The sequence below is a fragment of the Pseudomonas sp. LBUM1661 genome (assembly GCF_059695925.1).
In genome coordinates this window covers 800,001-813,120 of record NZ_CP166794.1, presented here as the reverse complement: position 1 = coordinate 813,120, position 13,120 = coordinate 800,001, and the positions used below count along the sequence as shown (strand labels likewise).

General features: G+C 58.1%; 5 protein-coding genes and 2 rRNA genes (1 of these 7 running past the window's edge). 1 reads left to right on the top strand and 6 read right to left on the bottom strand.

Going from position 1 to position 13,120, the window contains the following annotated elements; all coding sequences use genetic code 11:
• Positions 1–74: 74 nt before the first annotated feature.
• A complete protein-coding gene (locus tag ACA057_RS03640) occupies positions 75–1,022 on the top strand; it encodes a LysR family transcriptional regulator (RefSeq protein WP_497346018.1) in 948 nt (315 codons plus the stop codon).
• Between the two features lie 11 nt (positions 1,023–1,033).
• Here the strand turns inward: ACA057_RS03640 and ACA057_RS03635 are convergent, their stop codons facing one another.
• From ACA057_RS03635 to ACA057_RS03610, 6 genes are all read right to left on the bottom strand, one after another.
• On the bottom strand, positions 1,034–1,753 hold the full coding sequence (locus ACA057_RS03635) for a CatB-related O-acetyltransferase (RefSeq protein WP_497346016.1): 720 nt from the start codon (positions 1,751–1,753) through the stop codon (positions 1,034–1,036).
• A gap of 74 nt (positions 1,754–1,827) precedes the next feature.
• A complete protein-coding gene (recD, locus tag ACA057_RS03630; RefSeq protein WP_497346015.1) occupies positions 1,828–3,960 on the bottom strand; it encodes an exodeoxyribonuclease V subunit alpha in 2,133 nt (710 codons plus the stop codon).
• Positions 3,957–7,649 (bottom strand): exodeoxyribonuclease V subunit beta, encoded by a 3,693-nt coding sequence (gene recB / locus ACA057_RS03625; protein ID WP_497346013.1) that lies wholly within the window; start codon positions 7,647–7,649, stop codon positions 3,957–3,959. The genes recD and recB overlap by 4 nt, the downstream gene beginning before the upstream one ends.
• Positions 7,646–11,098, bottom strand: coding sequence for an exodeoxyribonuclease V subunit gamma (gene recC / locus ACA057_RS03620; protein ID WP_497346011.1), 3,453 nt, complete (start codon positions 11,096–11,098; stop codon positions 7,646–7,648). Before recC ends, recB begins: the two co-directional genes overlap by 4 nt.
• Before the next feature lie 156 nt (positions 11,099–11,254).
• Positions 11,255–11,370, bottom strand: a 5S ribosomal RNA gene (gene rrf, locus ACA057_RS03615).
• A 172-nt stretch (positions 11,371–11,542) separates the two neighbouring features.
• Positions 11,543–13,120 (bottom strand): 23S ribosomal RNA (locus tag ACA057_RS03610) (it continues 1,314 nt past the right edge of the window).

Below are 13,120 nucleotides of genomic sequence, written 5' to 3'. Positions count from 1 at the left end.
ATTGGTTGTCGGACTGTTTTTGGAGTATAGATGTGCAAACTTCTAATAAGAACGCACATAAAAGCCGGTCCATCATGCAAAAAAACATCACGTCTTTAGGTTCGTTGAACTGGGATGACCTCAAGTTTTTCCTCGAAGTCGCCCGCACCCGCAAGGCCAGCACCGCGGCCAAGCGCCTGGCGGTGGACTACACCACCGTTTCGCGACGCATCAGCTCGCTGGAAGCGGCATTGGGCACGTTGCTGTTTGAAAAATCCCGGACCAGCGGTTTCGTTTTGACCGCTGAGGGTCAGCGATTGCTGGGTTACGCGGAATCGATCGAGAGCACCCTGCACATGGCGTGCGAGCAGGTGTCAGGGTCTGGCGTGGCGTTGTCCGGGCACGTGCGCATGGGCTGCACCGAGGGCTTTGGCAGCTTTTTCATCACCCCGCAGTTGAGCCATTTCGTTGACGCCTACCCAGCCATCTCGGTGGACATCCTGCCGCTGCCGCACTTCATCAGCCTGTCCAAGCGCGAAGCCGACATCGTCATCGCTCTGGAGCGCCCGGAACACGGGCCTTACGTCTGCTGCAAACTCTGTGACTACAAATTGCAGCTGTACGCGACCCAGGACTATCTGGACAAACACCCACCGATCCGCCGTCCGGCCGATTTGGCCAAACATTCGTTCATCAGTTACGTCGACGATCTGGCATTCAGCTCGGAGCTGCTGTACCTGGCCAATGTGCTGCCGGGCGCAACGGCCAATTTGCGCAGCACCAGCGTGATCGCACAATTCGTGGCGGCGCAGCAGGGGCGATCGCTGGCGATTCTGCCGTGCTTCCTGGCGGCCCAGGATTCGCGGCTACTGCCGGTATTGCCGGAAGAGATCAACATCACCCGACAATTCTGGATGTACTGCCGGGAGGATCTGAGGAAGCTTAAGCGGATTACCTTGTTGTGGGATTACATCAGGGAAGTCACAGACCTTAATGGTCCGTTGTTGCTGGGTGAAACGCGGGACCTTCGGTTTGCAGATTGAACATTGAGCTTTCAATGTTCATTGGCCGCAACCAATCGACAGCCCTTCCTGGTGACTTCCATCTGTTTGTAAGTCGCCAGATTGGCATCACGCGAATCCGCAATCATCGGCAAAGAGATACGGGGATCATCCAGGCGCAAGCTCAGGAGAAAATCGACATTACACTCCCACCACTTGCTGCTTAACAATTGCGAGACAACCTCTGGCGGGTGCCGGTACTTGACCACTTTCGCTGGAAACCCGGCGACAACCGCATAGGGCGGTACATCGTGAATGACCAGTGCGCGGGTGGCGATGATGGCGCCCGTGCCCACCGTGACACCTTCCATAATCATGGCGCCATGCCCGATCCATACATCGTCGCCAATCGTTACATCAACAATTTCTGGCTCGAAGGACAGAGCGGTATTGGTAAATTGAAAGGGATGCGAACTGACCCAGTCTGAAGGGTGAGTATTTTTATCCTGTCCGATAAAGCAGTTGTTGCCAATCGAGCAAAATCGTCCGATCGAGGAAACAGCAGACAACACACAACCACTTCGGATATAGGTATGAGCGCCGATGCTCAGTTTTTTGGCATCGACAATAACACCACCGAGCGAAACATTTTCTTCCAGTATCAATGTGGTTTTTGCTGGAAGCGATGCAACCCCGCCCGCCACTTTGCACTTGTGCTTGCGAAGCCATTTTTTCCAAAAGTGGTTTCGGCAATAATTTATTATTTTTCTCATTTCGAAATCGTTGCGCTCTGATCTGCCGGGGCATTCAATCCCCAAAAATTAGTTAAAAGATTGTTCGCCTAGTATTAGACGCTTGGCGATTCTCCGTTCGGTCGGCGCGGTTCGCCCCCCTCCTCCCACTCAAGCATCAACCCGCTCAAGCGTTTGACCTTGCGTCGCACCGCCTCTTCGAACACGCCGGAACGCGGCTCGATCAGGGTGAACCAGTTTTTCGCCCGGGTAATCCCGGTGTAGATCAGTTCCTTGGTGAGTACCGGGTTCAGGGCCTCCGGCAGAATCAACGCCGTGTGGGCAAATTCCGAACCCTGGGACTTGTGCACCGTCATGGCATACACGGTTTCGACATCGTTGAGCCGGCTCGGGAGAACAAACCGTACGCCGCCCTGGCCATCATTGCGCGGGAACGCTACACGCAGCACCTGCTTCCCTGCCTCGGGGCCATCGCGCTCGGGCAGCTTGAGCGCGATACCGATGTCGCCGTTCATCAAACCCAGGCCATAGTCGTTACGCGTCATCAGCACGGGTCGACCTTCGTACCATTGCTGGTCGCTATCGATCAGCCGAGCTTTGAGCAACGCCTCGGTCACTCGCTGATTCAACCCTTCCACGCCCCAAGGCCCTTTGCGCACAGCGCACAACAATTGGAAGGCGTCGAAGGCTTGCAATACCTGACGAGCCCAATCGGTCCAGCATGGATCATCAAGCGTGCTATTGAGTGACGGCCGCAGGCTGCGCAGCAGACCCAGGTAATGCCGATAGCCTCGCGGTCCTTCACCATGACCGTCGAGCAACAAGCGCTCAAGCGCTCGATCTTGTTCGCCTTTGAGGGGAAGGGAAAACACGTCGTCGTGGCTTCGTGCCGCCAACAACTTGCGGGCCTCCTCAGGCTGCTGCTGGTTGACCCAGCGCGCCAGCTGGCCGATGCCGCTGCCCTCGCCGAACCGTCGAGAGTGACGCAGCATCACCACTTGCTGGGCCAGTGGATGAGTACCGTTGGTATCTTCCTGCAAACCGCTGGCCTCCAGGCTTTCACCGCTGACGGTCTCAAGCCACTGGCGGGTCTGCGGGCTATACCAACCCGCCTCGGCGTCGCGGCACAGATCGCCCAGCACCGCACCGGCCTCCACGGACGCCAGTTGGTCCTTGTCCCCGAGCAACACCAGCCGCGCATGAGCCGGCATCGCATCAAGAAGATTGGCCATCATTTCCAGATCGATCATCGACGCTTCGTCCACCACCAGCACATCCAGTGGCAAGCGATTACCAGCGTGATGTCGGAAATGTCGGGTGCCGGGGCGGCTGCCGAGTAGACGGTGCACGGTGGTGACGTCAGATGGAATTTTTTCCCGCACGGCGTCTGCAACTTTCAACGTCCTGACCTGCTGACTGATCGACTCCGTCAACCGTGCAGCGGCTTTACCGGTAGGTGCGGCGAGACGAATGCGCAGCGGTTTGCCCGCCTCTACAGCCGGCGCCTGGAGCAAGGCCAGCAAACGTACGACCGTCGTGGTCTTGCCGGTCCCCGGCCCCCCCGTAACGATGCTGAACGCGCTGCGAGTCGCCAGGGCACAGGCAAGTTTCTGCCAGTCGATGACTTCACCAGGCTTGGCTGGGCCGAACAGACCGGTGAGGCGTTGGGACAAATCATTCGGTGTTGTTTCGTGTTCGGCCAGGCGCTGGCGTAACGCGTTGTCGATACGCCGCTCGTAAGCCCAGTAGCGGCGCAGGTACAGGCGTTTGCCGGACAGCACCAATGGCCGATGCTGCGCGGCCTCACGACCATCAACCGCCAAAGCGACCAGGCTGCTGGTGGCCAGCACCTTGCACCAATGGGCACCGTCCAGCGCCTCAAGCAATTGCGACGGTAACAACATCGCGCCACTGTGCAGATCACCTTCCGGCGGAAGCGACAAAGCGAAGTCCGGCTCTTTCAGGGTTTCGAACACGTCCAGGCAGACGTGGCCATGGCCCAGTTGATGACTGGTCAACGCCGCCGCCAGCAGCACCAGCGGATCATCGCCAGGCGCGAGTTCATGCAGAAAGGCGACGAAGGCTTTGTCCAGCGCTCGCAGCCAACCACGTTCGACCCACCGCGTGAGCAACAGCAGCAGGTCATCGGCGCGACTCAACGGCGCCAGATCCGCAAGGCTTTCGTCCGCCAGTGACGTGGGCAGCAAATCAGCGAAGGTGCGACTCATAGCAGTACTCCCTGTTCCCAGGCGGGTTCAGCCTTGGGTTCTGGCTTGCCCTGGAACAGCCGATCAAGACGCTCGATCAATTCTCTTGGCGGACGGGCGAAGTACACGCCCTGGCTGGAAGCGCGCGTCCCCCGCAGGAACAGATACAATGCACCCCCGACATGCCGGTCGTAATCGTAATCAACCAGTCGTGCCTTGAGCTGGCGATGCAGGGCCAACAGGTACAGCACGTATTGCAGGTCGTAACGGTTGTCGAGAATCGACTGTTCCATGGCCTGGTCGGTATAGGCCGTGTCATCGACGCCCAGCCAGTTGGATTTGTAGTCGGCGACGTAGTAGCGGCCGTCGTGCTCGAACGTCAGGTCGATGAAGCCCTTGAACATGCCATTGAGCAACACCGGTTCGGCCGCTACTCGGGCCACACCGTTGTGGGTGTATTGGCGCACCAGCTCATCGAGTTTGAGTACATCGACTTTATGGCTGGCGAACCAGAACTCCATCTCGACGCGGTAGTGGGTCAATTGTTCGAACACCACGGGAGCCTGCCCTGCACCGATATGCAGCGGGGATTTGAGCAGGTGTTGCAGCCACTCGCTCAGCGTGGTGATCCAGCCTTCCCAGCCACGGCGATTGCAGCGGCGGCCAATGGCGTCCTCGACCGACTGCGGTGTGGCGGCAAAACCTTCGTCACCAGCCCATTCAAGCAAACCATGGAGAAAGGTGCCGGGGTTCGGGCCACGCGGGAATCGATGGATATCAGCGCCACCGGCAACCACTTCCCGTGGTGCTTGCGGGTCGAGACGTTCATCATCGAAGAGCTTTTGCGCTTGCGGGTTCTCCGGCGCTTCATCCGCGCCGACACTCATACTCTCGCCGATGCGCAGGGCACTGTAGGAAGCAATCCACCAGTTTTCACTGGCCTTACGCTTGGGAACCAGCGGAGCGAGCAAGGTCGCTTCGTTACGCGGTGGATGGTAGTGCTCGGCGGTCGCTTCAGGCAGTTCACCGTAGCTCAGCGCCGGGCAGTCCTGTTGCAAGTCTTCCAGCCAGCGCTTCAACCCTGCCGACTCGGTGAGTGGCGCTCCACCGCCCAAGAGGTAACCCAACGCGCAAAGATGCAGCACCGAGCTGTTGTTATTGCCGCGTTTGAGATCCGTCACGCCGAGCCAGCAAGCATGTTGCGCCCGGGTGAGGGCCACATAGAGCAAGCGCAGATCCTCGGCGAGACGTTCATCATCGGCCTGGGCGATTAACTCGGGTGTCGGCGTCAAAGTCACTTGGGCCTTGCCGCTGGCATCGTGGTAATGCAACGGCAGACGGCTGCCATCCACAGGTTTCGCCGAGCAAATGAAGGGCAGGAACACCAAGGGATACTCAAGCCCCTTGGACTTGTGAATGGTCACGACCTTGACCAGTTGTTCGTCGCTCTCCAGACGCAGGATCTGCTCTTCTCCAGCCTGCCCGGACAACGCCAGATGCTCGGACAAATGCCGGATCAGCGCTTGTTCGCCATCGAGTTCGGCGGCGGCTTGTTGCAGTAGTTCGGACAGGTGCAGCAAGTTGGTCAGCACCCGCTCGCCATCGCTGCGCGCGATCAATGCCTGAGGTAGCTGGAAGTCATGCAGCAAACGCCGCAGCATCGGCAATACGCCCTGTTTGCGCCAGAGTTCGCGATAACCACGGAACTGCATGACCCGCGCTTCCCAAGCCAATTCGTCCTGATTCAGGCGTTCCAGTTCTGCCAGCGACAGGTTCAGGGTGATGCAGGCCAACGCGGCTCGCAACGGCCGCTCGACATCCGGCTCGGCGCAGGCCTTGAGCCAGGACAGCAGATCGTGGGCTTCCTGGGCGGCGAATACCGAGTCCTTGTCCGACAAATAAACACTGCGCACGCCACGGGCGGACAGCTCGCCACGCACGGCTTGGGCTTCTTTACCGTCGCGTACCAGGATCGCGATGTCGGCGGGCAGCACGCCTCTAAAGTCCTTGCCGTCCTGCAGGAAACCCGCCCGACCTTGTTGCCCGCCATTGAGCAAGTCGGTGATGACACCGGCACAGGTGGCCGCCAATTGTTGTCGGTACACAGCACCGGACAGAGGCTGCTCGGCGGACAGATGCCAGATGTTCAGCGCGGCAACCCGCTCGCCATCAACGTACAGAGTCTCTTTGCGTCCCTGGGATTCGACGGGCAGGAACGGTACGGGGTTTTCGCCATTCTTTTCACGAAACAGGAACGCGCCGCGCCCGGACTCACGAGACTCGGCACGCTCGAAGACATGGTTCACCGCACTGACCATGCCATGACTGGAACGGAAATTGGTGCCCAGGGTGTGCAGGCGGCCGGTGGTGGCCTGGCGGGCGCGCAGGTAGGTATAAATGTCTGCCCCACGGAAGGCGTAAATCGCTTGCTTCGGGTCGCCGATCAGGAACAGACCGCTCTCCGGGTTGTTGTCTTCGATGCGATAAATGCTTTCGAAGATCCGGTACTGTACCGGGTCGGTATCCTGGAACTCATCGATCAATGCCACCGGAAATTGCTCACGGATCAATGTGGCCAAGCGCTCGCCGCCGTCGGACTGCAGCGCCGCATCGAGGCGCAGCAGCATATCGTCGAAACCCATTTCCGCGCGACGACGCTTTTCTTCTTCGAACCGTGCACCGACCCACTGTGCCGCGTGTTGCAGAACAGCGGCATCGGGCGTCGGCAATCCATCAAGACTGACCTTGAGGCCGGGCATGGCGTCCAGCCCTGGATGACTGGGCACTTCACCCTTCTTCCAGGCTTCAGCCATGCCATCGGGGGTCAGGCGAGTGAAGCCGGTCCCAATATCCAGTTGCTCGAGGGATTCGTCCTCGGCCCAGGCTTTGATCTTTTCGAACCAGGGCTCGAAGTAACGCGCCTGCATCTTGCGCCCGTCAACGTTCTTGCTCGCGACGCCCTCGTGACAGATGGCTAGCAACTCGTCCGCCCACTGACGCCACGGCATCTTGAGTTCGAGCAAGGCGGCCCTTCGCTCAAGCAGGCACTCGGTGATCAGTTCGGCGGGCTGCTTACCTTCGACACTGTCGCGCTCACTGGCGAACAGCCCGCGCACTCGTGGCAGCAATGCCGCCGGGCCGCCCCAGTTGCCGCGTACCCAGTTCAGCGCATCGCCTTGCATCGGGTAACAGAACAGTCGCCAGTAATCGCGCAGGACCTCGCCGAGCAAATCGCTGTGATCGGTTTCCAGGGTTTGAGTAAACAGGCTGCCGCTGTCGAAGGCGTGCTCGCGTAACATGCGCTGGCACCAACTGTGGATCGTCGAGACAGCCGCTTCGTCCATCCACTGCGCGGCGATGTCCAAACGGTTTGCGCACCCGGACCACTGCTCGGGAAGGTACTCGTCACGGAGTTCGGCAATCAAGCCATCCGGTGCCGGTGTCTCATCGCGGAAAAACCGTGCGGCTTCAGCCAAGCGTGTGCGAATGCGTTCGCGCAGTTCTTTGGTCGCCGCATCGGTGAACGTCACAACGAGGATTTGCGGCGGCAACAGTTCACGCCCGAAACCGGTCGACTCCCCACCGTGACAAAGGACCAGGCGCAGATAAAGCGCAGAAATGGTGAAGGTCTTGCCGGTCCCGGCGCTGGCTTCGATCAGTTGGCTACCGCGCAACGGGAATGCCAGGGCCAGCGGTGTTTTTGTGATCATGAGCGTGCCTCCTCGCTGGTCGATGAACGCCATGAGGCTTCAAGCAGGGGCTTGTACAAAGCGTCGCACCATTCGGCGAAAGTCTCCTCGGCGATCAGTGCATCGTAGTCGGCAAACTGACGGCTAAGTGCCGGGCTTTCTCGACGTTCGCCGTCGGTAGTCAGACCATCGCCTTCATAAGCCTTACGGGCAGCAGCCTCGGCCTTCACCGGATCGGTTTGCCCCAGCCATGCGAAGGCGGTCTTCACAGCAACCGGCAGTGGTTGCCGCATGCCCGTGTTCCAAGCCATCAGCAGGTCGCCCAGAATCCGCGTTGCGGTGCTCTCTTCCATCGGGCCAAGCAGCAGACTGTCGTCACTGGCCACCAACGCAGTGGTCATTGCCATACCACTGGCACACGCAACCAGATGATTGACCCAAGGCCGCGTCAGGCGATGCCATTTGCGAGACTTGATCGAGCCTATGCTGTTGGGGATCGTCGTGACCGAGAGCAATCCACCATCCGCCCGTTGATGCAGGCCGCTGAGCCAACCTTCCAGGCGCAGGCCTTGAAGTTCAAGATTCACCGGTAGCGCGCTGGTCAGTGGTGTTGGCCATAACGCCAGGAGTTGTTGATAGCGTTGCAGCAGATCCGGCAACGGTTCTATCAATTCTCGCTGCAGACATTCACCGAATCCGGCCATTGGCAACAGGCCGCTGTTTTGCAGGCGTTTGGCCTGTGCTTCCAGCGCCTGATCCGCCTGATCCGGATGACCCAGCGCGGCCTCCAGCAAACTGTCGCTGAGGCTATAGCGTTGCAACGCGTCGAGTACGAATGGCTCTTCATCGGCCAAGGGGACGTCTGCTGCTTCGAAGAATACTTTCAGCCGCTGACTGAAGAAATGTCGCACAGGATTACGCAAGAAATCCTGCAGCTGACCGAGGCTCAGCGGTTCCTCCTGAACATAGGCGTCAAGCACCTCGGTCTCAGTCGCAGGCTCAGTGGTCTGATGCAGCACTTGCCATTCATTGGCGTAGCTGAACAGTTCATCACCTTCATGAAAGTAGCGGGCGCTGAAGGGTTGCAGTGGGTGTTCTTGAGTCAGGGCCTCAAGCAAGTCTTCGTCTGTATCAGGCAATCGCCAGCCGCTGGCCAGATGGTCACGCAATTGGCCAATCAGCACAGACGCAGGGCGCTCACTGTTATCGCGAATGCTGCGGCCGACCCAGCTGATATAAAGTTGGTCACGCGCTGACAACAGCGCTTCGAGCAGCAGATAGCGGTCGTCTTCGCGCCGGGAGCGATCGCCCGGGCGGTAATCGCTGCCCATGAGGTCGAAGTCCAGTGGCGGTTGCGCGCGCGGATAATCCCCGTCATTCATGCCGAGCAGGCAGACCAGCTTGAACGGGATGGCCCGCATGGGCATCAACGTGCAGAAGTTAACCGCACCAGCAAGAAAACGCTGGGACAGGCGACCTTGATCCAGACCGGCCAGCCAAGCTTCACGAACGACGGTTAACGGTAACTCATCGTGCAAGCCGACTGATTCACACGTCTCCAGCCAGGTTTCACGCAGCTCTTCGAGTTGGGCCAGCAAGTAATCATCATGCTCATTGCTGGCCTGGAAGAACAACTGCGCCAGTGCTTGCAATCGCAAGCCCCATTGCGTGGGGGGGGCAGGTTGGGTGAGCTCTCGATGGGCAATTTCCAGCGCATCCAGCAGCGCGACCAAAGGACCAATCAGCGCCGCATCCAACCCACCGATCTCGTCGTAGGGTTCGATGCCTTCACAGGCATTTGCGCTGCCCACCGCGTAGCCGAGCAACATCCGTCGCAGACCGAAACGCCAACTGTTTTGCTCCAGCTCCTCCGGCAGTCCTAGCCCGGCGCGCTGCTCGGCATTCATCCCCCAGCGAATGCCGGCACCTTCGATCCAACGGTGCAGGGTTGGCAGGTCACGCTCCTCTACACCGAAGCGGGCGCGTAACGCGGGAACATCGAGCAAGTCGAGTATCTCGCTGACAGGAAAACGACTGTCAGGCAGTTTGAGCAGGTGTTCCACAGCAATCAGCAGCGGATCACGGCCGCGTTGGCCCTGATCTGCAAGTGTGAAGGGAATGAAACGTGGGTCTTTGTAATCCAGTTGGCCAAATACCGCACGGATATGCGGGGCGTAGCTGTCGATGTCCGGAACCATCACGATCACATCGCGAGGACGTAGCTGCGGATCGGCGCTGAAGCGTGCGAGCAACTGATCGTGGAGGATCTCGACTTCGCGCTGCGCGCTATGGGCAATGTGAAAACGGATCGACTCGTCCGTTGGCAGATCGACAGCGGGCCAACGCTCGCGAGTCTCGCTCAGGGGACGCAGTTCAAGAATGTCGTCTTGTAGTTGATTGAGCATGTTCTGCGGCTGACTGTCACTGAACAGGTCGATACGCCCATCGCGAAATGCCGAGCGATAGCTGTTGGGATCGTCATAACTGTCGAGCAGATTGATGTAGTCCCGCCCCTGTTTACCCCATGCCGCCAGCAGCGGGTGAGCGTGCTGATGGAGGGTTTGCGGGTCGAGTACAACCGGCATTCCGGCCTTGCGGGCCTGGCGCTTGTATTGATGCCGCAACAGGTCTTTATCGGCGACGATGTCTGCCCAATGGTGACGACAGGGGTTGTGGACGCAAAGTAAAACCTGACTGAACCGGGCCAGTCCTGCAAGTGCTTCCAGGGCTTGGGCAGGCAGTGATGAAATCCCGAAAACGATCACTCGCGAAGGTAATCCACTGGGTGCGACGGAGAGACTGTTGATGCGTTCGATAAACCGCTGATGGACGCCAGCACGGCTTTGCGCCATGCCTTGTTCTCCCACATCCAGCAACAGCGCACGCCACAACTCGGCCTGCCAGCAGTTGGCCGGGGTCAGCGGTTTCGCTTCGCCTCTGCCATTTCGTAACTGATGACGACCTTCTGCCCAGTCTTCAAGCCAATCGGCCCGGTACACCTGGTACTGGTCAAACAAATCCGCCAGCCGCTCAGCCAGCTGATAGCGTTTACGTAAGTCGGTGTCATTGGTCAGGAAGCGCTGCAAGGGTTCGAAGTGCGCTTGGTTGATCAACTGCGGAAGCAGACGCATCAGACGCCAGGTCAGCGGGGCTTTATCGAGCAACGATTTGACCGGGATCTCGTCACGCCCAAGCACCATGCGATAGAGCTGCCACATGAAGCTACCCGGTAACTGCACGTCGATGGCTGCGGCGATTCCACAGCCGCCCATGTCGTCATCTTCCGGGTCTTCAGCCAGTGCCAGCTTTAGCCATTGGGCGATGCCATTGCTCTGGACCAGGGCGATTTCATTTTCCAAGGGAGCCAGCGGGTAGCGCCGCATCCAGCTGACCACCAAGCTGCGCAACTCGTCCAGGCGGTTGCCATGAACCACCATAAAACCAGCACTGAGGGACGTCGCGTCCGGCATAAAGGCTTCCTTGGGAAAATACAAAAGCTAGGGCCGAACCTTAGCATTGTCGGGAGACGGTGACAGCCGGGAGCCGTCCGATGTTGTTGTACGAACTTTCCTGCGGACAAAACAAAACCCCTACCTGCATACGCAGATAGGGGTTTCGGAATTTAATCTTGACGATGACCTACTCTCACATGGGGAAACCCCACACTACCATCGGCGATGCATCGTTTCACTGCTGAGTTCGGGATGGGATCAGGTGGTTCCAATGCTCTATGGTCGTCAAGAAATTCGGGTACCGAGTCGTGGCCGGCTGGCCGCGCTTCAGCAAATTGGGTAAGTGATAGCTTTCGGTGTTTTGCAAGATCTCGAACTTTCGGTTCGTTTCGTCTTCACACACCGCAATCTGGTGTCCCTTTTCATTTATAAAGAAGGGTCAGCAAATTGCTTGGGTGTTATATGGTCAAGCCTCACGGGCAATTAGTATTGGTTAGCTCAACGCCTCACAGCGCTTACACACCCAACCTATCAACGTCGTAGTCTTCGACGGCCCTTCAGGGGACTCAAGGTCCCAGTGAGATCTCATCTTGAGGCTAGTTTCCCGCTTAGATGCTTTCAGCGGTTATCTATTCCGAACATAGCTACCCGGCAATGCCACTGGCGTGACAACCGGAACACCAGAGGTTCGTCCACTCCGGTCCTCTCGTACTAGGAGCAGCCCCTCTCAAATCTCAAACGTCCACGGCAGATAGGGACCGAACTGTCTCACGACGTTCTAAACCCAGCTCGCGTACCACTTTAAATGGCGAACAGCCATACCCTTGGGACCGGCTTCAGCCCCAGGATGTGATGAGCCGACATCGAGGTGCCAAACACCGCCGTCGATATGAACTCTTGGGCGGTATCAGCCTGTTATCCCCGGAGTACCTTTTATCCGTTGAGCGATGGCCCTTCCATACAGAACCACCGGATCACTAAGACCTACTTTCGTACCTGCTCGACGTGTCTGTCTCGCAGTCAAGCGCGCTTTTGCCTTTATACTCTACGACCGATTTCCGACCGGTCTGAGCGCACCTTCGTACTCCTCCGTTACTCTTTAGGAGGAGACCGCCCCAGTCAAACTACCCACCATACACTGTCCTCGATCCGGATAACGGACCTGAGTTAGAACCTCAAAGTTGCCAGGGTGGTATTTCAAGGTTGGCTCCACGCGAACTGGCGTCCACGCTTCAAAGCCTCCCACCTATCCTACACAAGCAAATTCAAAGTCCAGTGCAAAGCTATAGTAAAGGTTCACGGGGTCTTTCCGTCTAGCCGCGGATACACTGCATCTTCACAGCGATTTCAATTTCACTGAGTCTCGGGTGGAGACAGCGCCGCCATCGTTACGCCATTCGTGCAGGTCGGAACTTACCCGACAAGGAATTTCGCTACCTTAGGACCGTTATAGTTACGGCCGCCGTTTACCGGGGCTTCGATCAAGAGCTTCGCGTTAGCTAACCCCATCAATTAACCTTCCGGCACCGGGCAGGCGTCACACCCTATACGTCCACTTTCGTGTTTGCAGAGTGCTGTGTTTTTAATAAACAGTCGCAGCGGCCTGGTATCTTCGACCGGCATGGGCTTACGCAGTAAATGCTTCACCCTCACCGGCGCACCTTCTCCCGAAGTTACGGTGCCATTTTGCCTAGTTCCTTCACCCGAGTTCTCTCAAGCGCCTTGGTATTCTCTACCCAACCACCTGTGTCGGTTTGGGGTACGGTTCCTGGTTACCTGAAGCTTAGAAGCTTTTCTTGGAAGCATGGCATCAACCACTTCGTCACCCAAAGGGTAACTCGTCATCAGCTCTCGGCCTTAAGATCCCGGATTTACCTAAGATCTCAGCCTACCACCTTAAACTTGGACAACCAACGCCAAGCTGGCCTAGCCTTCTCCGTCCCTCCATCGCAATAACCAGAAGTACAGGAATATTAACCTGTTTTCCATCGACTACGCTTTTCAGCCTCGCCTTAGGGACCGACTAACCCTGCGTCGATT

Excerpts from the sequence above, each read along its gene's own strand:
- recB (WP_497346013.1), bottom strand. The coding sequence starts at position 7,649 with ATGATCACAAAAACACCGCTGGCCCTGGCATTCCCGTTGCGCGGTAGC.
- recC (WP_497346011.1), bottom strand. The coding sequence starts at position 11,098 with ATGCCGGACGCGACGTCCCTCAGTGCTGGTTTTATGGTGGTTCATGGC.
- ACA057_RS03635 (WP_497346016.1), bottom strand. The coding sequence starts at position 1,753 with ATGAGAAAAATAATAAATTATTGCCGAAACCACTTTTGGAAAAAATGG.
- recD (WP_497346015.1), bottom strand. The coding sequence starts at position 3,960 with ATGAGTCGCACCTTCGCTGATTTGCTGCCCACGTCACTGGCGGACGAA.
- ACA057_RS03640 (WP_497346018.1), top strand. The coding sequence starts at position 75 with ATGCAAAAAAACATCACGTCTTTAGGTTCGTTGAACTGGGATGACCTC.